Origin of the sequence: Mycobacterium adipatum (assembly GCF_001644575.1) — a bacterium.
In the GTDB taxonomy this organism is placed as follows: domain Bacteria; phylum Actinomycetota; class Actinomycetes; order Mycobacteriales; family Mycobacteriaceae; genus Mycobacterium; species Mycobacterium adipatum.
Genome location: NZ_CP015596.1, coordinates 256396 through 281208, shown reverse-complemented (window position 1 = coordinate 281208; position 24813 = coordinate 256396). Strand labels below are relative to the sequence as shown.

The window sequence follows — 24813 nt, the reverse complement described above, 5'->3', positions numbered from 1 at the left end:
CTCAAAGCTTGGCGAGTTCGCGCTGAAGTCCCCGCACACCGTTGTCCATCAGGCTGCCGACCGGGATCCGCAGTATCGGCTCGGCCCAGCGCAGCCAGCCTTGGAAGGCGAACTCGATGCGGTAGGTGACCTTCGAGCCACCCTCGCACGGGGTCACCGTGATGATGTCGTGCGCGATGAGCGAATCATTGTGCCCGCGTAGCTGAATGGACCGTCCCGGCGTCACGCCGAGCACTTCGTACTCCAGGTCGCTGGTGCGGCCCGCGAACCGCGACGTATTGGCGTAGCGGGTGCCGACACCGCCGTCGCCGCTGATACGGACGGTGCGCACCGTGGCGGGCTCCCACTGTTCGGTGGTGGTGAAGTCGGACAGGTAGTCAAACACCCGATCCGGCGCCACCGCCGTGGTGACTTCGCGTTCCATCTCGATCATCTGCTCTCCTCGTCGATGAGCGTCCGCGCGTTCTCGCCCGGACCGTCGAAAGCCTCGCCACGCTCCTGCGCCTCGTCGCTACCGGAGAACAGACCGGTTTCAGTTGTGCCCGTCGATGTTTCGTGGTGAACCCGGGGCTGGCTCGCTCCGCCGGCCGGCTCGAAGCGCCAGCGGGGCAGGGCGCTGCTGTGTCCGCGCTGCAACCAGACGACCATGCCTTCGCGGACGAAGCACTGTAGATCCCAGAGCGCGCCGGCATTCGGTGCGCTCACCAGGATCCGCACCCGCACCGTCCCACCGACCGCGTCGACCACCTGCAGCAGCCCGGTCCGTCCGTCCCACAGGCTCGTCCGGGCCAGCAGGCGGTCCAGTTCCGCACGCATGGCCTCCAGCGGCACCGTGAAGTCGACGTCGAGCAGCACCGTGCCGAGTATCTCGGTCGCACTGCGCGTCCAGTTCTGAAACGGTGTGGTGGTGAAGTAGGTGCACGGCAACACCAGTCGACGCTCGTCCCAGACCTGCACCACCACGTAGGTGAGGGTGATCTCCTCGATACGCCCCCACTCCTTCTCCAACACGACGACGTCACCGACCCGGATCGCGTCGCTGAAGGCGATCTGCAGTCCGGCGAAGACCGAACCCAGCGAGGTCTGCGCGGCCAGGCCGGCCACCACGGAGAGCACGCCCGCGGAGGCGAACAGCGTCTTGCCGATATCGGCGAAGGACGGGAACGTCATCAGCGCGGCCGCCATCCCCAGCAGCACCACGGCCGCGAGCGCCAGCCTGCGCAGCACGCTCAGCTGGGTACGCACCTTGCGGCGTTGCAGATCGGCATCGGTGAGGCCGGTGTCGCCACCGCCGAAGCGGGCCACCATCCGACGCTCCACGACGGTCACCAGTTTGGCGATCAGCCAGGTGACGGTGGCGATGGTCAGGATGCGCAGGCTGTGGTCGACCCACGACCGCCATCCTTCGCCCGGGTCGGACACCCGCGGCAGCACGACGGAGGCGGCGATCACCATGAGTCCGGCGCGCAGCGGCCTGCGCGTGAGCAGGGCGATATCGCTGAGCCACTGGCTGCGCCGACCGGCGCGCTGCAGGGCCCAGGACACCGCAACCCCCACGACGTAGGCGATGGCGACGGCGCCGCTCACCCACGACAGTGTGACGGCCACGTTCGTTGCGGAATCGAGTTCGAGCTCCTCAGGCATGGGTGCTTTCGGGTCGGGATCGGATGGCCCGTGCGTCCTTGCACGCCCGGTTGGCTACCCGCGCATCCCGGGCGCCAATCGCGGTGGTCCGAGACGCCGGTCACGCCGCCCACCGGGGACGTTCTTGACGGATGTCAAGTTTTTGGTGACTTGGCTGCCGGAGCCGGGTGACGGCATCGTAAAGTCGGCTCATGCAGATCCGCGAAACGGCCGTCGCCACCCCCGACAAGCCAGCAGTCATCCTCTACCCCTCCGGCACGGTGGTCACGTTCGGCGAGATGGAGGCCCGGGCGAATCAGCTGGCGCACTACTTCCGCGAGCATGGCCTGGTGGAGGGTGACGCGGTCGCCATCCTGATCGAGAACAACGAGCACATGCACACCGTGATGTGGGCCGCGCGCCGCAGCGGTCTGTACTACGTGCCGATCAACACCCATCTCACCGCCGCCGAGGCGGCCTACATCATCGACAACAGTGCCGCCAAGGCGATCGTGGGCTCCGAGGCGCTACGCCCGGTTCTGGAGGGACTCGCCGAGCATCTGCCCAACGGCCTGCCCTCGGTCCTGCTGACGACGGGGCAGCTGGACGGCTGGGCGACCTACCCGGACGCGGTCGCCGACCAGCCGAGCACGCCCATCGCCGACGAGATGGACGGCGATCTGCTGCAGTACTCGTCGGGTACCACGGGCCGGCCCAAGGGCATCAAACGTGACCTGCCGCACCTGCCGCCCTCGGAGACACCGGGCATGATGGCCGCCCTGGTGTCGTTCTGGATGAACCCCGAAGCCATCTATCTGAGCCCGGCACCGCTGTATCACACGGCACCCTCGGTGTGGTCGATGCAGGCCCAAGCCGGCGGCATCACCACGGTGGTGCTGGAGAAGTTCGACGCCGAAGGCGCCCTGGACGCCATCCAGAAGTACCGCGTGACGCACGGCCAGTTCGTCCCGGTCATGTTCACCCGCATGCTGAAACTGCCCGAGCAGGTGCGCGCGTCCTATGACGTGTCGAGCCTGCAGCGGGTGATGCACGCCGCGGCGCCCTGTCCGGTGGAGATCAAGAAGCAGATGATCGATTGGTGGGGACCGATCGTCGACGAGTACTACGCGTCGTCCGAGGCCATCGGTGCCACCCTGATCAGCGCCGACGAGTGGCTGGCCCATCCGGGCTCGGTCGGCAAGGCGATGACCGGGGTGGTGCACATCCTCGACGAGGACGGCAACGAGCTGCCCGCCGGCCAGCCCGGCGAGATCTTCTTCGAGGGCGGGGCCGACTTCGAGTACCTCAACGACTCGGCGAAGACGGCCTCCTCCCGGGACTCGCACGGCTGGAAGACGGTGGGGGACATCGGGTATCTCGATGAGGACGGTTACCTGTACCTGACCGACCGGCGCCACCACATGATCATCTCCGGCGGGGTGAACATCTACCCGCAGGAAGCCGAGAACATGCTCGTCATCCACCCGAAGGTGATGGATGCCGCGGTGTTCGGCATCCCCGATGACGAGATGGGACAGACCGTCAAGGGTGTCGTGCAGACGGTCGATCCCGCCGACGCCACCCCCGAGTTCGCCGACGAGCTGCTGGCCTGGCTGCGGGATCAGCTGTCGCACTACAAGTGCCCGCGCTCGATCTCGTTCGAAGCACAGCTGCCGCGCACCGACACCGGCAAGCTGTACAAGCAGGAGTTGATCAACAAGTATTCGTGACGTGCTGGACCTGCCCGGCGGCATCCGCGTCGCGATCGGTGATCCGCAGGACGACGCGACGTTCACGCTGACCCAGACGGCCGGTGCGGACCGCCGCGCCGTCACGGTGGCCTCGGTCGACGAGGCAGTCGCCGAACTCACCGAACGGTGCGCACGCTGGCCGCACGCCGCGGCGATCTGCGACGACGTACTGCGTGCGGCCGCGGCCACGGCATCGGTGTTCGCGGGTGTCATCACCGAATCGCTGGCGTACTCGACGCTGCAGTCCGGACCCGAGTTCGCCCGCTGGCTCGGCGAACGCGGGCCCGCGCGGCTGCCGGTGCTGCCAGACCCGGTACGGGCCGAACGGGACGGCGACACCCTGCGCATCCGGTTCAACCGGAGCGCGCGACACAATGCGTTCACCACCGATGCGCGCGCCGCCCTGCTGGAGGCCCTCGAGGTGGCCCGCCTCGACGAATCGGTGAGCGAAGTGGTGCTGGCCGGCAACGGCAAGTCCTTTTGCAGCGGAGGCGATCTCGCCGAATTCGGTACCTTCGCCGACCCGGCCGGTGCGCACCTGGCGCGCACCCGGCACAGCCCGGCCCTCGTGCTCGCCGAACTGACCGAGCGGCTGGGCACCCACTGCCGGGCGGAGGTGCACGGCCAGGTGCTGGGTAGCGGTCTGGAGATGGCCGCCTACTGCGGGCATATCCGGTGTCACCCCGATGCCACGATCGGCCTGCCCGAACTCGCGTTGGGGCTCATCCCGGGTGCCGGTGGCACCGTGAGCATCACCCGCCGGATCGGGCGTTGGCGTACCGCGTATCTCGTGCTCTCCGGCGCGACCATCGGGGCGGACACCGCGTTGGCGTGGGGCCTGGTCGACGAGATCAGCGCTGACGTGCCGGCCGGATCACCAACTCGTTGACGTCGACCTCGGCGGGTTCGTCGATCGCATAGCCGATCGCCCGGGCGATGGCGTCCGGCTCGATGGCGTCGGCACGGTAGGCCTTCATCGCCGCGGCCGCGCCTGCATCGGTGATCGATTCGGCCAGTTCGGATTCCACCACTCCGGGGGAGACGGTGGTGACCCGGATGGCCGGATCGAGTTCCTGTCGCAGGCCCTCGGTGATCGCCCAGGCCGCGTGCTTGGTCGCGCAGTACACCGCCGCGGTGGGCACCACCTCGTGCGCGCCGACGGACGCCACGGTCACGAAATGCCCGCTGCCCTGCCGCTGGAAATGTGGCAGCCCGGCGGCGATCCCGTTCAGCAATCCCCGAATGTTGACGTCGATCATGGCGTCCCATTGGTCGACCAGCAGTGCGTCCATCCGCGACAGCGGCATCACGCCGGCATTGTTGACGATGACATCGATGCGGCCGTAGGCGGCGATCGCGTGGTCGACGAACGCGGCGAAGTCGGCGCGGTCGGTGACGTCGAGGCGGCGCACCTGAAGGTTGTCGCCGGCGAGTTCGGCGAGCCGGTCTGCGCGGCGTCCGCCGGCGAGCACCCGGTGGCCCTGGGTGGCCAGCCTGCGGGCCACCGCCGCGCCGATACCGCTGGTGGCTCCGGTGACGAGGACGATCTTGGTTGCGGTCATGGCTCCAGGGTCGGGCCGATCCGCGAGGTCAGCCAGGCCGCGACGTGCCTGGGTGCAGCGCACCCAGGCACGACGGCCGGTGTGCGTCCTACTGTGGCGGTATGTCGGAGTTGGGTGAGTACCTGCGCAGCAGGCGCGCCCTGGTCGGCCCGGGTGATGTGGGGCTGATGAGCACCGGGCACCGCCGGGTGCCCGGGCTGCGGCGCGAGGAGGTGGCCCTGCTGGCCGGGGTCAGCGTGGACTACTACGTCCGTCTGGAACAGGGCCGGGAACGGTCACCGTCCGCGCAGGTGCTCGACGCGCTCGGGGTTGCGCTGCGCCTCGATGACGACGGTCGCCAGCATCTGTTCCGGATCGCCGGGCTGGCGCCGCGACCGCGCGTCGCGGGCACCCAGGACCGGGTCGACCCCGCCTTGCTGCGGCTGATGGATGCCTGGCCCGACAATCCGGCACTGGTCTACAACCGGGCCTATGACGTGCTGGCCACCAACGCGATCGCCGACACGCTGTTCGGTGATTTCGGCGCCCACGGCAATCTGCTGGCCTTGGTGTTCACCGAGGCGCGCGCCCGCCGGTTCTACGTCGATTGGCCCTCGATCGCGGCGAACTCCGTCGCGGGCTTCCGCCGCAACTACGGGGAAGCACCCTCGGACCCGCGGGTCGCGACCGTCCTCGCCGAAATGCTGGCGGTCAGCCCCGAATTCGCAGATCTCTGGGCGCATCACGATGTCCGGGGGAAAACGCTGTCCACCAAGACGTTTCGACATCCGGACGTCGGGACGATCACCTTGCAGATGCAGACCTTCGGGGTGCGGTCGACGCCGGGCCAGGAGCTGGTGGTCTATCAGGCCGAACCGGGTTCCCCCAGTGCGGACGCGTTGGCGCTGCTCGGCAGCCTCGGGGCCACCGCCGGCCGCTGAAGGTAACTATATGTGCGCACGTGCGCACATATATGGCATTCTGGAGCCGTGAGTGCATCGCGCGTCTTGGGCAACCGGGTGTTCCGGCGGCTCTTCGCCGCGCAGATCGTGGCGCTCGGCGGGACCGGGCTGCTGACGGTCGCGCTCAGCCTGCTGGCCTACGACCTGGCCGGACCCGCCGCCGGAGCCGTGCTCGGCACCGTGCTCGCGATCAAGATGCTGGCCTATGTCTTCGTTGCGCCGGTGATGGCGGTGATGACCGATCGGCTGCCGCGCCGGGCAGTGCTGGTGTGCGCCGATCTGACCAGGGCCGCGGTTGCGCTGCTGCTGCCGTTCGTCGGGCAGGTCTGGCAGGTCTTCGTGCTGGTATTCGTCCTGCAGGCGGCTTCGGCGACGTTCACGCCGGCCTTTCAGGCGGTGATCCCCAGCGTGCTCACCGACGAGCGGGACTACACGCGCGCTCTGTCGTTGTCCCGGTTGGCGTATGACCTGGAGGCGGCCGCCAGCCCGGTCCTGGCCGCCGCGATGCTCATGGTGATGTCCTACAACAGTCTGTTCGCCGGAACGGTTGTCGGGTTCCTGCTCTCGGCCGCGCTGGTGCTACGCACGGCGGTGCCCGAGATCACCCCCGACGGTGCCCCGTGGCGCCGTCGATTGTTCTCTGGCCTACGAATCATGCTGACCCACCGTGAGTTACGTGCCCTTGTCGCGATGAATCTGGCAGTGGCCGCGGCCACCGCGCTGGTGATGGTCAACACCGTGGTGTACGTGCGCGGCATGCTCGGCGGCAGTGCGGCCGAGGTGGCGATGCTGCTGGCCGGCTACGGGGCGGGATCGATGACGGTGGCGCTGCTGGTGCCGCGTCTGCTCACCGTCCTGACCGATCGGGTGGTCATGCTCGCCGGCGCCGGTGCGGCCGCGGGCGGACTCGTGGTGGTTGCGATGGTCCTGGTGGCCGGCGACCCGAGCCGGCCCGTGCTGGCCGGCGCTTGGGTGCTGCTGGGCGCGGCGACATCGCTGGTGAACACCCCGGCGGGGCGGCTGCTGCGCCGGGCGAGCACCGAGCGCAACCGGACCGCGCTGTTCACCGCTCAGTTCTCGCTGTCGCACGCCGGGTTCCTGCTGACCTATCCGATCGCCGGCTGGGTCGGCGCGGCGGTCAATCAGGGGCTGGCTGCGGTGACACTCGCTATCCTCGCATCAATCGCGGCACTCGCCGCGGCATGGATCATGGCGCGGAGAGGTGCGGCAGATGGGCAAGACGCAGCCCGGGAAAGTCCGTCCCGTCCCGTCGCCGAGTCTCGTCCATGACGCCTCGCCCGACCGCGACCGCCTCGACGCCGCCAGCGAGACCTTCCGGATGCTGGCAGACCCGACCCGGCTACATCTGCTCTGGCTGCTGACCCAGGGCGAGGCCGATGTCAGCGCGCTGGCCGAGGTGACCGGAGGGTCCCGCACCGCCGTCAGCCAGCACCTGGCCAAACTGCGGTTCGCCCGGCTGGTCGACACCCGCAAGGACGGCCGACGGGTGTTCTACCGGCTGCGCGACGGGCACCTGGGCAGGCTGGTCCAGGAAGGCCTCAACCACGCCGACCACCGGGTGACCGGCGAGCCGCCGCACAGCTGAAACTAGAGTTCCAGCCGTGACTGCGATCGCCGGCGGACCCTACTTCGACGATCTGCAGGTCGGGCAGGTGTTCGACACCGCACCGTCGATGACCCTGACCTCCGGTGCGGCCGCCACGCACCAAAGCATTCTCGGCGATCGGCTCCGGCTGGCGCTGGACGCCGGACTGGCCGCGGCGGTCACCGGCGAGCCCGGCCCGCTGGCGCACCCCGCCCTGGTCTGCGATGTGGCCATCGGGCAGTCGACCCTGGTCACCCAGCGCGTGAAGGCCAACCTGTTCTACCGCGGGCTCGACTTCCACCGTTTCCCGGTCATCGGGGACACCCTGAGCACCCGCACCGAGGTGGTCGCCCTGCGGCAGAACACCGCCAAGGCGGGCCGGGCCGCGACCGGACTGGCGGCCCTGCGGATGACCACCGCCGACCAGGACGGGCGATCGGTCCTGGACTTCTACCGCTGCGCGATGCTGCCGCTGTCCGCCGATGATGTGCACACCGGGCACTGCGATGACCTGGCCGCGGTGGGCGCCGACCGAAAGGCCCCGCCGGATCCGACCGCGGCCTGGAACGCCGCGGCATTCACCGGAGCAGGTTTTGACAGTGACCTGGTCGGCGCCGTGCTGCACAGTACCGCCGACGTCGTCAGCAACGCACCGGAGTTGGCCCGGCTCTCGCTGAACATCGCTGCCACCCACCACGATTGGCGGGTCGGCGGACAGCGCCTTGTGTACGGCGGGCATACCATCGGGCTGGCCTTGGCCCAGGCCACCCGGCTCCTGCCCGATCTGGCGGTCGTGCTGGGCTGGCAATCCTGTGATCACACCGGACCCGTCCACGAGAACGACACCCTGCACAGCGAGTTGCACATCGAGGGCGCCGAGCCCACCTCCGCGGGCACCCGGCTGCGGCTTCGTTCGCTCGTGTACACCGCGGGCGAGGACGGCAGACAGGTGCTGGATTGGCGCTTCACCGCACTGCATTTCTGACAGCGGGCAAGATGGCGGTGTGAGCACCGTGCGCGTTCCGCAGGCATTGTGTGCGCGGGCCCAAGACACGGCCGACGCGTACACCAGCCGCACCGGGGTCGTCGTCGATGCCGCCACGCTGCTCACCGGCAGAGCGGCGCTGCTCGGGCTGAGCGCCAACGGCCAGATCTCGGCCGGCGGGGCCACCCGCCTGCTGCGCGCCGCCGACACCTGGTGCGCGCTCACCCTGTCCCGCCCCGACGACACCGCCGCAGTCCCGGCGCTGATCGAGGCCGACGACGTCGGTGCCGACCCGTGGCGGGTGCTGCGGCAGTGGGTGGCCGCCCGGCCCGCGGCCGACGCCGTGGAGCGCGCCCGCCTGCTCGGTATGCCGGCCGCGGTCCTCGGTGAGGTGCCGCCGGCCCCGCCGGTGAGCCGGCCCTGCGGGCCACGTGGCACACGGCGGGCGCCGCTGCTGGTGGCCGACCTGTCGTCGATGTGGGCGGGACCGCTGTGCGGGCAGCTGCTCCGTGGCGCCGGTGCCACCGTGGTCAAGGTGGAAAGCCCGCGACGTCCCGACGGCACGCGAACGGGATCGACCGCCTTCTTCGACTGGATGAACCGCGGAAAGCTCTCCTATGCGGTCGAATTCGACGATCGAACGGCCATGCGGCGGCTGCTCGAGGCCGCCGACGTCGTGATCGAGGCATCCCGGCCGGCGGCACTGGTCCGCCGTGGCCTGGGACCGACCGACGTCTCACCGCGGGCCGGGCGGGTCTGGTTGCGCCTCACCGGATATGGCAGTGACGGCGACATGGCCACCCGGGTGGCCTTCGGTGACGACGCGGCGGTCGCCGGTGGACTGGTCGAATATGGCACCGAAGGACCGGTATTCGTCGGTGACGCCGTCGCGGATCCGTTGGCCGGACTGCACGCCGCGACCGCCGTGACCGACGCGCTGGCCCGCGGTGGTGGCGAGCTCATCGAGATCTCGATGGCGGCGACCGCGGCCGGCTATGCCGGGTTTGTCGGTGGCCCCGCACGGGAACCCATCAGACCGCAGACGGGGTCGCCGGCATCCGCGCTGGGCGCCGACGGCGCCGCGGTGCACGCGCTGCTGGACGAAAGGCATTCCGTGTCATGTTGATTCAACGGGCGGCCCTGCTCGACGGGCGGGTGGTCGACCTCCGGGTCGAGGCGCAGATCACCGCGGTGGCCGAGCATCTGACCCCGCACGCCGGTGAACAGGTGCACGATGCGGCCGGTGGTGCGGTCATCCCCGGCCTGCACGACCATCACGTACACGTGCATTCCGCTGCGGCCGCCGCGCATTCGGTACGGGTCGGGCCCGCGGACGTCGGTGACCGGGCGGATTTGGCTCGGGTGCTGGCCGCCGCCGAGCCGGGTGAGGACGGGTGGATCCGCGCGGTGGGGTACCACGAGGCGGTGGCCGGGCCGCTGGACCGGGACCGGCTGGACACGCTCGCCCCGACGGTGCCGGTGCGCGTCCAGCACCGCAGCGGGATCCTGTGGACGCTGAACTCCGCGGGACTGGCCGCCGTCGGCCTGGCCGATCATCCCGACGGGCGGTTGCGCAGCGCCGACCGCGCCTGGTCGGATGCCCTGCAACGCCGCGACACCGCGCTCGACGACCTGAGCAACCGGCTCAGCGCCCATGGCGTCACCGGTATCACCGATGCCACCCCGGACCTCGATATCGGCGAGATGGTCAAACTCGACGAGGTGCACCGGCACGGCGGAATGCGGCAACGACTGCACCACCTGGCACCGGGAAAACGCATCCTGCATGACGACGGTCTCGACCTCGACGACCTCACCGACTGGGTGGCCCGCCGCCACCGCGACGGCGCACCGGTGGCGGTGCACTGCGTGACCGCGGCCCAACTCGTCATCACCATCGCCGCGCTGCGTGCCGCAGGTGGCCACCCCGATGACCGCATCGAGCACGCCGCCGTGGTGCCCGACGACTGTGTGGACGACCTCGCCGCGCTCGGTGTCACCGTGGTCACCCAGCCCAATTTCGTGGCCGAACGCGGCGAGCAGTATCTGGTCGACGTGCCGGCCGAGGAGCACCACCAGCTGTGGCGGGTGGCGTCGCTGGTGGCCGCCGGGGTGAAGGTGGCGCTGTCCACGGACATGCCGTTCGGCAACGGTGATCCGTGGGCGTGCATGCGCGCCGCGGTGCACCGTCGCACCCCCACCGGCACGGTGCTGGGCGAGGCCGAGCGCATCGACGCGCGTACCGCGCTGAACCTCTTCTTCGGCACGGCCACCGCCCCGACCGTGCCGCGCACGGTCGCTCCCGGCCAGCCGGGCGATCTCTGCGTGCTTGCGGTACCGCCTGAGACGCTGTTGTCCGAACTCGACGGCGAGGCCGTGGCGGCCACCGTGATCGCCGGCGAGATCGCCTATCGCCGGTGAACCCTATCGCCGGTGACCTCAGTCCGGCGGCTCGGCCACCGGCTTGTCCACGTCCGGCGTCTGCTCGTCGACCTCGGCCGCATCCACGGCCCGCCGGGAGCCATCGTCGGAATCGTCGTCGTCGACGTACAACCCCTTGCCGCGAGGCATCGCCTCTCCCTTCTCGCGTCGCGAACATCCGGGCTACCCGCCCGGTCCAAGCCCGAAACGACGCCGCCGGAGCGGCACACCGGATAACAATCCGGTCACAGTGCACATCACGATCAACTAAGAATTTGCCGGTTGACATAAGAAAGCACGCCGAATCATCAGGGCACGCGGTCGTCCGGCGGTCCGATTGCGACCAAGCTCACGCCCCATCGGCGTAACGCCCACCGGCGCCGCCGATGTTTGCCCGCCGACCCGATGGGGCACGAACAAGACACGGGTACCGTGTATTTCGGGTCTGGGACCGTAAGCCAGGGATGTCTAGGACGAGGCATACACAAGTCACAAAGACGAAGGACACCAACCAATCATGAAGCTCAAGAACACCATCATGCGCCGTGGATCTGCCGGATTCTTGCTGGGTGCGGCGGCCGCAGCTCTGGTAGCTGCCCCCACCGCGTCGGCCGCGCCCAACTGCAGCCCCGACGCCGTGGCCGGCACCGTCAGCTCGGTGACCGGTGCCGCCAGCGCCTACCTGAATGCCCACCCCGGTGCGAACCAGGTCGTGCAGGCCGCGCGCACGCAGCCGCGTGCCGAGGCGTCGGCGAATATCCGGGCGTACTTCACCGCGAACTCGCAGGAGTACTACGAGCTCCGCGGGATCCTGGCACCGATCGGGGACACCCAGCGGCAGTGCAACGTCTCACTGCTGTCCCCCGAATTGGCTTCCGCCTATTCGGAATTCATGGCCGGCTGACAGAACACGAGTCCCGTCATCCGCTCAGGTGGGTGACGGGACCGGTTCGCCGGTGAACGCCCGGCGCAGCGTGGCGCACTGGCTGTCGAAGAACTGCCGTGCGACTGCGCTCTTCGGTGCGATGCCGTCGAAACCGTGGAAGGCTCCCGGCACCACGTCGAGATCACATGCCACCCCCGCCGCGCGTAACCGCTGCGCGTAGGCGATGTCCTCGTCGTGGAACAGGTCCAGGGTGCCCACGCCCACCCAGGCGGACGGCAGCCCGCTCAGGTCCTGCCGGCGGGCGGGCACCGCGATCTCGGGGTCGGCGTCGCCGAGATAGGCCGACCAGCCGAAACGGTTGCTCTCCTGGGTCCACAGCCGGTGGCCGGGGTGATCGAACTGCGGGCCCACCGACCGGTCATCGAGCATCGGATAGACCAGGAGCTGCGCCACCGGCGACACCGCACCCCGGTCGCGGCTCAACAGTGCGAGCGCGGCGGCCAAGCCGCCACCGGCGCTGGCACCCCCGATCGCGACCCGGCCCGGATCCACCGCGGGCAGCCCGGCCAGCCAGGTCAGTGCCGCGTAGCAGTCCTCCAGGCCGGCCGGGTAGGGATGCCGCGGCGCCAGTCGGTAGTCCACCGAGGCCACCGTCACGCCGAGCGCGGACGCGAAGCGTCGGCACAGCGCATCATCCTGGGCGGCGCTGCCGATCACATATCCGCCGCCGTGAATCCACAGCAGCGCGGGTGCCGGCGTGCTCACCCCGGTGGGCCGGTAGAGCCGCACCCCGATGCCGGAGGGCAGGGTGAGGACCTCCACCCCGCTCGCGGTGCGACGAGCGGTCAGCGCGGTCATCCGCTGCAGTAGAGCCAGATTCGTCGGCGTGACGATCTTGCGGGGCAGGATCCGGGCGACCCGGGCGAGATCGGCGTGGAATGCGGCGCTGGTCGACACCGCAACAGTATTGCTTACGGCGCGCGTCCGCGGCCCGATTCCCGGGCGGTGTGCACGCGCCGGGCGAGGGCGAGTACCTCCGCGACGGAGACGGCGGCGGCACCGGGCTGCTTGGCCGCATCGTCGTAGCGGCGCAACCGCAACGCGTCCGGCCACCACGGATGGTTGACGAAGGCCGGGTCCACCGCGGCGCCACCCTGAAGCCGCAACGAGTGTTCCGATGTCGCACTGAGCCGGTAATCGGCGCAGGTGGCCGCGAGATAGCGCTTGGCGGCCACGTGCGCGCCGGCCAGCCAGCCCACACGCTCGCCGTAGCGCGGTGTGAGCCAGTCCCGCGCCAGCACATCGTGTGCCGGTCCCGCGGGCAGCAGTGGGCTGTGCGCGATGTCGTGCAGCGCGGCGGCCAGCACCAGTTCGTCATCGGCGCCGTCATCGAGTGCGCGGGCGGCGGACTGCAGCGCATGGTCGAGTTCGTCGACGGCGACCTCGTCCCACACTCCGCGCAGTGAGCGCAGCAGCACGGTCAGATCGGTGTGCTCCGGCATGGCTTCAGATATAGCGCCATCTCCGCCGGACCGTGCGGTTGCGCACCGGATGTTCACCGAATGTTGTTCACCCGGAACCTATTTGAGTAGAGGGTCGCGCGGTAGGCCCAGGATCCGTTCGGCGATGGTGTTGCGGGTGATCTCCGAGGTACCGCCGGCGATCGTCATGGCGCGATTGCCCAGGTAGGCGCGGGCCAGTCCGTCGGCTCCGCCGGTCACCGCCGCCGCACCGGCCAGGGCCATGCCCAGCTCGGTGACCCGCTGCGAGTGCTCGGCGACCAGCAGTTTGGTGACATTGCCCTCGGGGCCCGGTTCGGCGCCGGCGATGGCCCGGCTGACCCGGCGCAGGTTGAGCATCGGCAGGGTCAGGGCCTGGGCGATCACCCCGCCCGCTTCGTGCAGGTGAGCGGCGGCCACCGCGGGCGGCGCCTGGTCCAGCAGCGCGACGAGGTCGGCGGTGGTGAATCCGGTCGGGGCGCCCGACCCGCCGCCGATCGAGATGCGCTCGTTGCCGAGGGTCGCCCTGGCGACCAACCAGCCCTCGTTCACGTCGCCGACCACATCGGCGTCCGGCACGAAGACGTCATCGAGAAAGACCTCGTTGAAATGCGCGTCGCCGGTCAGTCCCCGCAACGGATTCACCCGTACGCCAGGTGCTTTCATGTCGATGGCCATCATCGTGACCCCGGCGTGCTTGGGTGCGTCCGGGTCGGTGCGCACGGTGGCCAGGCCCCACTGGCAGTGCTGGGCCAGGCTGGTCCACACCTTCTGGCCGGTCACCCGCCAGCCCCCGTCGACGCGTTTCGCCGATGTCCGCACCGCGGCCGCATCCGAACCAGCCTCGGGCTCGGAGAACAGCTGGCACCACATGGACTGACCGCGCAGCACGGGCTCCACCCACCGCGCCCGCTGATCGTCGGTGCCGGCTTGCACGATGGTCAGGGTCACCCACCCGGTGATGCCCATGTCCGGGATCGACACATCGCGGAACTCCTCCTCGATGACCAGCTGTTCCAGCACGTCGGCGGCACGGCCCCACGGCTTGGGCCAGTGCGCCACCAGATAACCCGAATCGACCAGGAAATCGCGCCGCTCGTCCTCGGGCAGCGAGCGGGCCGTGGTGGCCGCCTGCACCGCGGCCGCCCGGTATCGTTCGGCCTCCGGGGGCACCTCGAAGGAGGTGCCGTGGGCCAGCCCGGCCCGCTGGGCGTCGACCAGGTCGGCCAGCGGATCGTTCCCGTCGGCCAGCAGCGCGGACAGGCTGCGGGCCCGGCGCAGGTACAGGTGCGCGTCGTGCTCCCAGGTGAACCCGATGCCGCCGTGCAGCTGGATGTTGTTCTGCGCGTTGAACACCTGGGCCCGGATGGCATGTGCAGCGGCCGTCGCCGCGGGTAGCCAGGCCGCATCCAGGTCGCCGGCCCGGGCAGCCGCCCAGGTGGCGGCGGTGGTCTGCTCGGCGTCGACGAGCATGTTCGCCGCGTGGTGCTTGACCGCCTGGAAGGTGCCGATGGTGCGGCCGAACTGCTCGCGGACCTTGGCGTACTCGACGGCCATGTCCAGGCAGGCCCAGCTGATGCCGACGGATTCGGCCGCCGCGAGGATGCGGAACACGGTGCGCGCATGCCGGGCGGCGCCGCGTAACACGCGGTCGGCCGGGATCTGGGCACCGCGCATCGTGACGGCGCCGACGGTGCGCGTGGTGTCCAGCGTCGGCAGCGCCGTGACGGTCACGCCCTCGGCGCCCGCGTCGACGACGATGAGGTCTTCCCCGGCGGACAGCACCAGCACGTCGGCGTCCGGTGCGCCCAGGACCGCCGGCCACTCGGCGGTCGCCGTCAGGTCAGATTCCATGTTCACCTGGACGTTCAGCCCGACCGCAGCGATGGTGCTGCCCTCGGCGAGGCCCGGAAGCAATTGGGCCCGAACGGAATCGGGCGCGCACCGGTCGATGGCGACGGCCGCGGCCACCGACGGTAGGAAGGGGCCGGGGGTGAGCTCGCGGCCGGTGATCTCGACGATGATCGCCAGCTCGGCCAACCCGAAGCCCGAGCCGCCGAATTCCTCGGCGATGGCCAGTCCGTTCCAGCCCAGTTCGGCACCCGCCGACCACATTTCGCGGGAGTAGCCGCCAGGCTGATCGAGGGTGGCGCGGGCGGCCGCGCGGCTACCGGACCGCTGGAGTCGGCCGACTGCCGCGGCGGCGAGGTCCTGGTGTTCTTCGGTAATGGCCAGCGCTGACTTAGTCATGGTGATCTGAAGTTACCGGCCCCGCCAGAGCACCCAGAAGTGATGCAGGTCACAATTTGACGACCTTGTAGACAGTTCCGCGAGAATGTCTGCTTAGGAAGGGGCCTGCGCGGGTACGCTCGCGCCATGACGGCCTCACCGGACACCCGGTACCCCGGACCGACGCTGATGAGCCGCGCACGTTGGTTGCTGAAGGCCAACCACGCCGACCGGATGCTCGCCTTGACTGTCGCCTCGGCGTCGCTGCCGGTGATCGGCAAGCAGCTCGAGCCCCTCGGCGGGCTGGCCGCCATGGGTGTCTGGGGCTTCCGGCAGTTCCCGGAGATGATGTCCGCGACGGCCAAGGCGTGGTTCGCGCCGGGTAACGGTGCGCTCCGCAAGGCCGAGCGCGACCAGACCGTGACCGTCGCCAAGGACGGGTTGCGCGGCGTGGTTCCCGCGGCCGAACTCGCCGGCGAGTGGCCCGCACCCGAGCAACTGCCGCCGCTGTGGAACACCATGGACTATCGGCGCAAGGTCCACCGCACCTCGGTGCGATACGGCAATCACCCGATGCAGTTGATGGACGTCTGGCGGCCGGAGGAACTGCCCAGCGAACCCGCGCCGGTGCTGTTGTTCGTGCCCGGTGGCGCGTGGGTGCACGGCAGCCGGATGCTGCAGGGCTACGCGATGCTCTCGCATCTGGCCGAACAGGGCTGGGTCTGCCTGTCCATCGACTATCGCGTGGCACCGCACCACCGCTGGCCCCGGCACATGACCGATGTCAAGGCGGCGATCGCTTGGGCGCGGGCCAATGTCGACAAATTCGGCGGGGACCGCCAGTTCGTGGCCATCGCGGGCTGTTCGGCCGGTGGCCACCTCGCCGCCCTCGCCGGGCTGACGGCCGGCGATCCCGAGTTGCAGGGTGATCTGCCGGAGGACGCGGACACGTCGGTGGATGCCGTCGTCGGCATCTACGGGCGTTACGACTGGGAGGACCGCTCCACCGTCGAACGGGATCGTTTCGTCGATTTCCTGGAGCGAGTCGTCGTCGGCCGCAAGATCGCCCGTCATCCGGAGATCTTCCGGCAGGCGTCGCCGATCGCCCGGGTGCACCGCGACGCGCCGCCCTTCCTGGTCATCCACGGCACCGGGGATACCGTGATCCCGGTGGCGCAGGCACGCAGCTTCGTCGACCGTCTCGAAGCCACCTCGGCCGGACCGGTCAGCTACGTCGAGTTCCCCGGCGCCGGTCACGGTTTCGACATGACCGACGGCGCGCGCACCGGCGCGATGGCGAAGGCAATCGGATTGTTCCTCAACCAGATCCACCGAAACTCGACGGCAGCCAAGGCCAAAGCGGTTATATAGACTCCTCCAGCCAGGGGAGGAAATAGCCGGTGAAGAGGCTCAGCGGTTGGGATGCGTTCCTGCTGTACACGGAAGCGCCCAACGTGCACATGCACACCTTGAAGATCGCGATCATCGACCTGCACGGGTTGGGTGGACGCACCTTCGGTGTCGAAGACTTCCGCAACGTGTTGCACGGCCGGCTGTACAAGCTGGACCCGTTCCGTTATCAGCTGGTCGACATCCCGTTCAAATTTCACCACCCGATGTGGCGCGAGAACACCGACGTCGACTTGGAGTACCACGTCCGCCCGTGGCGGCTCGCCGCGCCTGGTGGCCGTCGGGAACTCGACGAGGCCATCGGTGAGATCGCCAGCACCCCGCTGGATCGCAGCCGGCCGCTGTGGGAGATGTACTTCGTGGAGGGCCTCGCCGATGACCGGATCGCGGTCGTGGGGAAGATCCACCATGCGCTGGCCGACGGGGTCGCGTCGGCGAACCTGCTCGCCAGGGGGATGGATCTGCAGGACGGGCCGCAGCGCGACCGCGATTCGTACGCCACCGACCCCGAACCGTCCAAATCGGAGTTGGTGCGTTCGGCTTTCCGCGACCATCTGCGCCAGATCGGCCGATTCCCCGGCCTGGTCAAGTACACCGCCGACGGGGTGGGTCGGGTGCGGCGCAGCAGCCGCAAGCTGGGCCCCGAGCTGACTCGCCCGTTCACCCCGCCCCCGAGCTTCATGAACCACGTCCTCACGCCCGGGCGCCGCTTCGCGACCGCCTCGCTGGCGCTGGCTGATGTCAAATCGACCGGGAAACAGTTGGGCGCCACCATCAACGACATGGTGCTGGCGATGTCCTCGGGTGCCCTGCGCACACTGCAACTGCACTATGAGGGTAAGGCCGCCCACCCGCTGCTGGCCTCGGTGCCGATGAGTTTCGACTTCTCCCCGGACCGCATTTCCGGCAACCGGTTCAGCGGCGTGTTGATGGCGCTGCCGGTCGACGAGCCCGATCCGCTGGAGCGGGTCCGCAAGGCAAGTGCGGCGGCGAATCTGGCCAAGGAGGGCCACCAGCTGATCGGGCCCGAACTGGTGGCCCGCTGGGCGTCCTATATGCCGCCGGCCGCTGTCGAGGCGCTGTTTCGCAGGCTGTCGGACAAAGACGGCCAGAACAAGGTGCTCAACCTCAATATCTCGAATGTGCCCGGACCCCGCCAGCAGGGCAAGGTCGGCGGCGCCACCGTCACCGAGATCTACTCGGTCGGCCCGCTGACGGCGGCCAGCGGACTGAACATCACGGTGTGGAGCTATGTGGACCAGCTGAACATCTCGGTGCTGTCGGACACCGAGACGGTCGACGATCCGCACGAGGTGACCGAGGCCATGGTGCAGGAGCTGCGCGAGATCCGGCGTGCAGCAGGAATTTCCGAGGAACTCACCACCATCGAGACCGCGCTGACGTGACACGGGTGCGCCTCGGCATCGACGATGGGCGAGAATGACGCCATGAGATTCCTGGGCGCCGTGGCTGCCGTCGCGGGGCTGGCGGCCGTGACGGTCGGCTGCTCGTACGGGCCGGCCGCACCCTCGCGGCCCGCGAGCTCGTCGGTCGAGGCGAGTTCGGACGCCGCGGCGGGCGGGGTGTCGATTCTTCCCGGCACCGCTTTGCTGGGTGCCCCGCTGACCGTGAAGGGTGCCACCGTCACTCCCCGGGCCGACACCGTGGCGCTGGTGCGCCAGGACGGCAGTGACGAGCTCGAACTGGGTATCGAGGTGTCGTTCGCCGATGTGTCCGCGCCGATCGACGCGACGGGCTCCAACGGCGGCTTCCGGCTGCTGGTCGGTGGCGGTGAACAGATCGCGCCGTCGCGGCCGGCCGTTCTGAAATCGCGGCCCCTGCCCGCGCGGGTCGTCGCCGACGCGACCGGCTGGGTGTTCTTCCACCTGCGCCCCGGCGTCGCTCCGACGCAGCTGCAACTCACCGCGGCGCCCGCGAACTACATGCTGGACCCGCAGCCGGTCGCCATCTGGGCGATGACGACGCTGCCCGCAGCCTCCGGACCGCCGGCGCCGCCCGGGCCGTTGCCCCCGGCCAGGCCCCCGGCGCCCCCCGAACCCGCGCCCGCCCCGGCCCCACCCGCGACGAACGGCGGCGGTGGTGGTCCGCGGGGGCCCCGGCTGCCGCCGCCGCCCCGGCTCCCGCCGCCACCGCAGCTTCCGCGCCCACAGCTTCCGCCGCCGCCGCCGGAGGTCTGCCAGCACACGCCGCTGTGTTGACTGACCCTCGTCTCAGCTCAGGTGGCGGCGACAGGCGCAATCACTTGCGCCAGTAGCCCAGGTAGCCCACGGGTCTCTTCCCGTTGGGTTTGTAGGGCGGACCGTTTCCGTTGTTCCAGAAGGGTGAGAAGCCCGCCTGGCGGGTCTGGACCGTCCGGCCCGGGAGCGATTTGTCGAAGGTCGTGTGCCAACCGCTGTTCTGGTCGTACAGCTTGCCTTGGAACCAGATGCCGATATGGCCGGCGCTGCTGAGGTTATAACCGCCCTGCTCGTAGACGATGATGTCGCCGTCTTGAAACTTGGTGTCGGTGTGCCACTTGAACTTTCTGTTCTCAAGCTCCGTGCCGCCGGTGCCGCGGCGCCAGGCGTAGTTGACGGCGTGACCCCACGCGTCGGCGACGACGCCGTGTATGCGGAGGAACTCTTTGACCAAGGCCACACACTCACCGTCTCCGACCGTATTGCCATGATTGTCGTTGACAAATTTGGCCACGCGTAGCGCCAGTGGCGGAGCCTTGGCGATGACGGTCACCGACACTGTTCGAGTGCCGCCGTGGCCGTCGTCGACGGTGATCCCGAAGGTGTCCTTTCCCGGCTGGGCCAGGGCGGTTGTATTCGGGGTGAAGGTCAGCGTGCCGTCGGTGTTTCGGACGAGCGTCCCCCGAGCGGTCTCTGCCGGTATGGAATAGGTCAGAACGTCTTTGTCCGCGTCGCCGGCGGTCAACTTGATGGTGACGACACTGGTTGTGGAATTGGGTTTGCTGACAGTGACTTTGAGGGTCGGTGCGGTGTTCTTCGGCAGAATCTGCACTGTAACCGGCACTGTGACCGACACCCCGACGCTGTTGGTCGCGGTCACGGTGAAGCTGTCCACCTTGTCCGCGGCGCTAGCCGTCACCGCCGCCGCGGCGTGGCGCGCCGTTTGGAACGGGACGTAACTGAACGAGCCGGACTTGGGATTGATGACCACCATGCCCTTGGTGGGTGCGCCTGTCGAATAGCGGATGCTCAAGGAGTCGGTGACGGTCAACTTCCCGCTGATCTTGCCATTGCTGGAAGCCGGGCTCCCGAGGCTGACGGCGGCCGATGCCGGAAGCCCCAAGTCGATGACGGACACGTTGTTGGTACCCCAGTTGTTGACGTAGACGTACCGGCCGCTGGGGCTGACGACGGCACCGCCCGGAGCGATTCCCACCGTGACCGGGGCGCCGACGATGGTGTTCGTGACGGTGCTGATCACAGCGACGCTGGTGTTGGCGCTGACGGCCACGAACATCAGCTTGCCATTCGGACTCACGGCGAGGGCGGTCGGTTTGCTGCCCACGGAGATCGGAGGCCCGACCGTCGAGTTGCTGGCGGCGTCGATGACCGATACGGTGCCGCTGACGTTGTTCACCACGTATACCCGGCCGCCGTCGGGGCTTACGACTACCGACATCGGCTGGGCCCCAACAGGTATCGGTGCCCCTACGGTTGTGTTGGTGGCCGTGTCGATGACCGAGACCGAATTGCTGCTGTTGTTCGCAACGTAGATGCGGGTGCCGTCGGGGCTGACGGCGATGCCGTGTGGCCGGCCACCAACGGCAATAGGGTTTCCGACCACCTTGTTGTTCGCGGTGTTGATCACCGATACGGTGCCCGAATTCGCGTTGGCGACGTAGAGTCGCTTGCCGTTGGGGCTGACCACGAGGCTCAACGGGTCGCTGCCGACACCGAACGTGCCCACGACCTTGTTGGTCGCGGTGTTGATCACGGTGATCTTGTTGCCGCCGTTGGCATTGTGGGCGACGTAGAGGCGGCTGCCGCTTGGATTGATGGCCAACGCCACCGGCGCGGTGCCCACGACGATGGGGTTTCCGATGGTGGTGTTGGTCGCGGTATCGATCACCGATATCGTGCCGGCGTTGCCGTTCGCGACGTACACCCGCCTGCCATTGGGGGTGATGGCCAGCCCCGCCGGGGTGCGCCCGACCGGGATGTTGATGATCGTGGACGGGACGGCGGACGCCGTCGCGGTGGCCGACGCCGTGGTGAGCGCCGATGCCTCGCCGGGCTCGGTGTCGGGGCTGCCCAGCTCTCGGCGGGCGGCAGCGGCCAGCACCCAGATGGCCGAGGATGGGCCTGAACCGGCGGGCTCGGAGCCCATGGCTGACAGGGCATCCGCGCCGAGCGGGCCGACGACGACCGAGACCGATGCTGGCGGCTGTGGTGGGGCCGTTGCCACACCGGCGATGTCGGCGCGTGGCGTCTCGACCTGAACCGTGTGCGCAGACGCGACCGCGCTCGGCTCGTCATCGGCTGCGGTCGCCCGAATCGCGCCGGCGTCTCCATCGAGGTTGTCCTCGCGGGCATTGATGGTCTCGCCCGGGGTGGCCCGAGTGCGGATACGGGGATCCACTGCTCGCCTGGAAACGCGCGGGGATGCCGTCCGGGTGCGGGCGGCTGACACCACGGTTTGCCGGCCGGTCCTCGCGGTGGCCGTCGAGGGGACGTGAGGCGAGGACTCCGGATGTGCTGCGGTGCTGGAAGGCGTGTCGCTTGAAGGTGTCGTGCCGGAGTCTGCGGTTGCCGTTGGTGGCGCGGCCGTGATGGCGATGCCCATGCCCAACATGACAGCGAGGGCGCCGGCGCGGCCGACGAACCTGGTGTCGATCACCAGTACCTCCCACTCGTCCTAATTGTCACCGACGCTAATAGTGGGAATCCCGGCGAACAATCGACTGTTCGGACGACATGCCGCTATCCCGGGCCGCGCACCCAGTTCAGGAAGCGCTCCACCGCGGCGGCGGTGTTGTGCCCGTGCGCCGAGCCGAAGAAATCGAATGCGTGTTGGGCGTGCGGGATCTCGGCGTAGATGACCGGGGATTTCGAAACGTTGCGCAGCGCGTCGGCGAAATCGCGGCCCTCCCGTACCGGGATTACCGAGTCATCCTCACCGTGCAGGATGAAGAACGGCGGAGCGTCGCTGTGCACCAGCGTGATCGGTGAGGCGTCCAGATAGACCTGCCGGTTCGCCGCGAACGGCAGTTTGACGATGAACTTCTCCAGAATCTTGATGAATTCCGGCCTGCCATTGCCGGTGTCGGTGAACCAGTCGTAGCGGCCGTAGATGGGAACCGCGGCGGCCACCGAGGTGTCGGCGTCCTCGAAACCGGGTTGCCACTTGGGGTCGTTCGGCGTGAGGGCGGCCAGCGCCGTCAGGTGCCCACCGGCGGAACCGCCGGTGATGTGGATCGCCTCGGGGTCGCCGCCGTAGGTGGCGATGTTTTCCTTCACCCACGCGATCGCCTGTTTGACGTCGACGATGTGGTCGGGCCAGGTGTATCTGGGGCTGATCCGGTAGCCGATCGACACGCAGACCCAGCCCCGCTCGGCCAAGCGGCTCAGCATCGGGTAGGCCTGCGGGCGGCGCATCCCGATCATCCAGGCGCCACCGGGGATCTGCAGCAGTACCGGCGCCTTACCGTCCCGCGGCAGGTCCGGTCGCATCCAGATATCGGCGAGGTTCGGCGCGTGCCGGCCGTACCGCGCGGTCTCGTGCACGTAGCGCCGCCGGGTCCAGCCGGTCCCGAAGACGCCGCGCGGGCGCCGCTCGGGTTCTTCGGCCTCCATATAGTCCGCGCCGAGCGTCGCTTTCAGCGGATCCTCGAAATACCGCTTCGAGACGACCTCGCGACGCTGTACCAGCGCCAGCAGTCCCCAGGTGAGAGCCTTGGCCACCAACGAGATCCGGCCGTTGCGGGTCCGGTAATGTCCCAGCACCGCTCGCCGGACCACGTCGAGAACCGAGCCGGTGAACAGCAATGGGGCGTTCTCCGATGTCGGCCACCCGAAGGCGAAGGTCGCAATGGTGCTGTAGCCCTTGCGGCCCAACGGGCGCACCGCATTGGCGGCGTTGACCAGTTCGGCCGTCGCCCCCAGCAGAGGCCGAGGTTTACCCAGGAATGCGGTCCTCAAGTTCACGGCGAAGAATCTTTCCGGTGCTGTTGCGCGGCAGTTCATCCAGGACGACGATGTCTCGCGGCACCTTGTAGTTGGCCAGATTGTCCCGGACAAACTGTTTCAAAACATCCACGGCCCGGTCATTTTCCCCGTCGCTTCGCTCGCCCCCGGTATTTTCCCCGTCGCTTCGCTCGCCCCCGGTATTTTCCCCGTCGCTTCGCTCGCCCCCGGTATTTTCCCCGTCGCTTCGCTCGCCCCCGGTGGCGTTGAGGACCACGAACGCGACCAGTCGCTGACCATACTGCTCGTCGTCGGCTCCGATCACGGCGGCCTCGGCCACCGCGTCGTGGGTCACCAGTGTCTTCTCCACCTCGATGGGATAGACGTTCTCGCCGCCGGAGACGATCATCTCGTCGTCGCGGCCCACCACGAACAACCGGCCGTCGGCGTCCAGGTAACCGAGATCGCCGGAGTTCATGAAACCGTCGTGGAAGTTCTTGGTATTGCCATTGGTGTAGCCGTCGAACTGGGTCGAGTTGCGCACGTAGATGGTGCCCGTCTCGCCGGTCGGCAGCTGCCGCAGCTCGGGGTCGAGAATGCGGATCTCGGTGCCTTCGGCCGGTTTTCCCGCGGTGTCGGGGGCGGCGCGCAGATCAGCCGGTGTCGCGGTGGCGATCATGCCGGCCTCGGTGGCGTTGTAGTTATTGTAGATGACATCGCCGAACTGATCCATGAATTTGATGACGACATCGGGCCGCATCCGGGAACCCGACGCCGCGGCGAAACGCAGCGTGCGTCCGCTGTAGCGGTTTCGGATCTCGTCGGGCAATTCGACGATGCGGTCGAACATCACCGGCACCACGCACAATCCGGTGGCCCGATGGGTGTCCACCAGTGCCAGGGTGGCTTCCGGATCGAACTTGCGCCGGGTGATGATCGTGCACGCCATCGACGCGGCGAACGCGAGCTGGGAGAAGCCCCACGCATGGAACATCGGCGCGGCCACCACCACCGGCTCCTCGGCGCGCCATGGTGTGCGGTCCAGGATTGCCTTCAGGATCTCGGGCCCACCGCCGGAATGCTTGGCGCCCTTCGGGGTTCCGGTGGTGCCCGAGGTGAGGAGGACAACCTTGGACTTCTCCGTGGCGCGACGCGGCTGCCGGCCGGCGTGAGCGGAGATCAGTCCCTGCACGGTGAGGCCGTCCTGCGCGGTGTCGGTCCAGGCGACGACGCGGGCGACCTCGGGTGCCCCTGCCAGGGCGCGGTCGACGGTCGGGGTGAACTCCTCGTCGTAGATGACCGCGCTGGGCCGTCCGGCGGATTCGCGCTCCCATACCTCGGCGAGCGCGGGGCCGGCGAAGGAGGTGTTCAGCAGCAGTACGTCGGCACCTATCCGGTTGGCGGCGATCAGCGCCTCGACGAAACCCCGGTGGTTGCGGGCCATGATGCCCACCACCTGGGGCTCCCCGGAAGGGAGCGCCTGCAATCCGGCGGCCAAAGCATCTGCACGCTGGTCGATTTCGGTCCAGGTTAGCGCCCCGAGCTCGTCGATCAGCCCGACCCTGTCACCACAGCGCTGCGCGGCACTGGCGAAACCCGATGTGATGCCCATGTTCTCGCGTGCCATGGCGGCCCCGATGCGCAGGTACTTGTCGGGCCGCAACGGGGCGATGACGCCGGCGCGCACCATGGTGCCGATCAGGCCGGCGGTGCCGGTGACGCGGTCCACGGCGGGGCGA

General features: G+C 68.9%; 22 protein-coding genes. 12 read left to right on the top strand and 10 right to left on the bottom strand.

The features are described from left to right. Position 1: 1 nt before the first annotated feature. Together A7U43_RS01260 and A7U43_RS01255 are read right to left on the bottom strand one after the other, a co-directional pair. Complete coding sequence (locus A7U43_RS01260) at positions 2–433, bottom strand: SRPBCC family protein (protein WP_067990228.1); 432 nt, start codon at positions 431–433, stop codon at positions 2–4. Beyond that, the gene (locus tag A7U43_RS01255) at positions 430–1644 is read right to left on the bottom strand and encodes a mechanosensitive ion channel family protein (protein ID WP_067990225.1); all 1215 of its coding nucleotides are present in this window, start codon (positions 1642–1644) and stop codon (positions 430–432) included. The genes A7U43_RS01260 and A7U43_RS01255 overlap by 4 nt, the downstream gene beginning before the upstream one ends. A gap of 191 nt (positions 1645–1835) precedes the next feature. Between A7U43_RS01255 and fadD4 the strand changes: the two genes are divergently transcribed. Next, positions 1836–3353, top strand: a complete 1518-nt coding sequence (fadD4, locus tag A7U43_RS01250; protein WP_067990222.1) for a fatty-acid--CoA ligase FadD4 — start codon at positions 1836–1838, stop codon at positions 3351–3353. Position 3354: 1 nt separating this feature from the next. Then, the gene (locus A7U43_RS01245) at positions 3355–4263 is read left to right on the top strand and encodes an enoyl-CoA hydratase/isomerase family protein (RefSeq protein WP_067990219.1); all 909 of its coding nucleotides are present in this window, start codon (positions 3355–3357) and stop codon (positions 4261–4263) included. On the opposite strand, the gene A7U43_RS01240 is transcribed toward A7U43_RS01245, so the two are convergent. Continuing rightward, complete coding sequence (locus A7U43_RS01240; protein WP_067990216.1) at positions 4226–4936, bottom strand: SDR family oxidoreductase; 711 nt, start codon at positions 4934–4936, stop codon at positions 4226–4228. The two genes, A7U43_RS01245 and A7U43_RS01240, sit on opposite strands and share 38 nt — an antisense overlap. 101 nt (positions 4937–5037) lie before the next feature. On the opposite strand from A7U43_RS01240, the gene A7U43_RS01235 reads away from it, so the two are divergent. The 6 genes from A7U43_RS01235 (at position 5038) to A7U43_RS01210 (ending at position 10889) form a co-directional block, all read left to right on the top strand. Next, positions 5038–5856 (top strand): helix-turn-helix transcriptional regulator, encoded by an 819-nt coding sequence (locus A7U43_RS01235; RefSeq protein WP_067990215.1) that lies wholly within the window; start codon positions 5038–5040, stop codon positions 5854–5856. Positions 5857–5904: 48 nt separating this feature from the next. Next, positions 5905–7167 carry an MFS transporter gene (locus A7U43_RS01230; protein ID WP_067990212.1) on the top strand — a complete coding sequence of 421 codons (1263 nt, stop codon included), beginning with the start codon at positions 5905–5907 and terminating at the stop codon, positions 7165–7167. Continuing rightward, entirely contained in the window at positions 7109–7483 is a 375-nt protein-coding gene (locus A7U43_RS01225; protein WP_067990210.1) for an ArsR/SmtB family transcription factor, read from the top strand. Before A7U43_RS01230 ends, A7U43_RS01225 begins: the two co-directional genes overlap by 59 nt. Before the next feature lie 88 nt (positions 7484–7571). Continuing rightward, complete coding sequence (locus A7U43_RS01220) at positions 7572–8468, top strand: hotdog family protein (protein ID WP_231963755.1); 897 nt, start codon at positions 7572–7574, stop codon at positions 8466–8468. A 19-nt stretch (positions 8469–8487) separates the two neighbouring features. Next, positions 8488–9594, top strand: a complete 1107-nt coding sequence (locus A7U43_RS01215) for a CoA transferase (RefSeq protein ID WP_067990205.1) — start codon at positions 8488–8490, stop codon at positions 9592–9594. After that, complete coding sequence (locus tag A7U43_RS01210; protein ID WP_067990202.1) at positions 9588–10889, top strand: amidohydrolase family protein; 1302 nt, start codon at positions 9588–9590, stop codon at positions 10887–10889. The genes A7U43_RS01215 and A7U43_RS01210 overlap by 7 nt, the downstream gene beginning before the upstream one ends. A gap of 18 nt (positions 10890–10907) precedes the next feature. On the opposite strand, the gene A7U43_RS30535 is transcribed toward A7U43_RS01210, so the two are convergent. Further along, positions 10908–11039, bottom strand: a complete 132-nt coding sequence (locus A7U43_RS30535; RefSeq protein ID WP_257747832.1) for a hypothetical protein — start codon at positions 11037–11039, stop codon at positions 10908–10910. 367 nt (positions 11040–11406) lie between these two features. Here A7U43_RS30535 and A7U43_RS01205 point away from each other — a divergent pair, with 367 nt between their 5' ends. After that, positions 11407–11793 carry a heme-binding protein gene (locus A7U43_RS01205; RefSeq protein ID WP_067990199.1) on the top strand — a complete coding sequence of 129 codons (387 nt, stop codon included), beginning with the start codon at positions 11407–11409 and terminating at the stop codon, positions 11791–11793. Positions 11794–11817: 24 nt separating this feature from the next. Here A7U43_RS01205 and A7U43_RS01200 read toward each other — a convergent pair whose 3' ends face one another. The 3 genes from A7U43_RS01200 to A7U43_RS01190 form a co-directional block, all read right to left on the bottom strand. Continuing rightward, entirely contained in the window at positions 11818–12732 is a 915-nt protein-coding gene (locus tag A7U43_RS01200; protein WP_067990196.1) for an alpha/beta hydrolase, read from the bottom strand. 14 nt (positions 12733–12746) lie between these two features. Then, positions 12747–13277: an HD family phosphohydrolase gene (locus A7U43_RS01195; protein ID WP_067990193.1), complete on the bottom strand. Its 531-nt coding sequence runs from the start codon at positions 13275–13277 to the stop codon at positions 12747–12749. A 78-nt stretch (positions 13278–13355) separates the two neighbouring features. Next, the gene (locus A7U43_RS01190) at positions 13356–15524 is read right to left on the bottom strand and encodes an acyl-CoA dehydrogenase (RefSeq protein ID WP_067990190.1); all 2169 of its coding nucleotides are present in this window, start codon (positions 15522–15524) and stop codon (positions 13356–13358) included. Between the two features lie 126 nt (positions 15525–15650). On the opposite strand from A7U43_RS01190, the gene A7U43_RS01185 reads away from it, so the two are divergent. The 3 genes from A7U43_RS01185 to A7U43_RS01175 are packed head-to-tail and all read left to right on the top strand — an operon-like array spanning position 15651 to position 19132. Further along, entirely contained in the window at positions 15651–16874 is a 1224-nt protein-coding gene (locus tag A7U43_RS01185; protein ID WP_067990188.1) for an alpha/beta hydrolase, read from the top strand. A gap of 29 nt (positions 16875–16903) precedes the next feature. Further along, the gene (locus A7U43_RS01180) at positions 16904–18319 is read left to right on the top strand and encodes a WS/DGAT/MGAT family O-acyltransferase (RefSeq protein WP_067990185.1); all 1416 of its coding nucleotides are present in this window, start codon (positions 16904–16906) and stop codon (positions 18317–18319) included. A gap of 42 nt (positions 18320–18361) precedes the next feature. Then, positions 18362–19132: a hypothetical protein gene (locus A7U43_RS01175; RefSeq protein ID WP_156525807.1), complete on the top strand. Its 771-nt coding sequence runs from the start codon at positions 18362–18364 to the stop codon at positions 19130–19132. A 40-nt stretch (positions 19133–19172) separates the two neighbouring features. Here A7U43_RS01175 and A7U43_RS01170 read toward each other — a convergent pair whose 3' ends face one another. From A7U43_RS01170 to fadD12, 3 genes are all read right to left on the bottom strand, one after another. After that, complete coding sequence (locus tag A7U43_RS01170; protein ID WP_067990179.1) at positions 19173–21530, bottom strand: beta-propeller fold lactonase family protein; 2358 nt, start codon at positions 21528–21530, stop codon at positions 19173–19175. A gap of 341 nt (positions 21531–21871) precedes the next feature. Continuing rightward, on the bottom strand, positions 21872–23074 hold the full coding sequence (locus A7U43_RS01165) for an alpha/beta hydrolase (RefSeq protein WP_068001674.1): 1203 nt from the start codon (positions 23072–23074) through the stop codon (positions 21872–21874). Beyond that, the gene (gene fadD12, locus A7U43_RS01160; protein WP_231963753.1) at positions 23067–24764 is read right to left on the bottom strand and encodes an acyl-CoA ligase FadD12; all 1698 of its coding nucleotides are present in this window, start codon (positions 24762–24764) and stop codon (positions 23067–23069) included. The genes A7U43_RS01165 and fadD12 overlap by 8 nt, the downstream gene beginning before the upstream one ends. Positions 24765–24813: the final 49 nt, after the last annotated feature.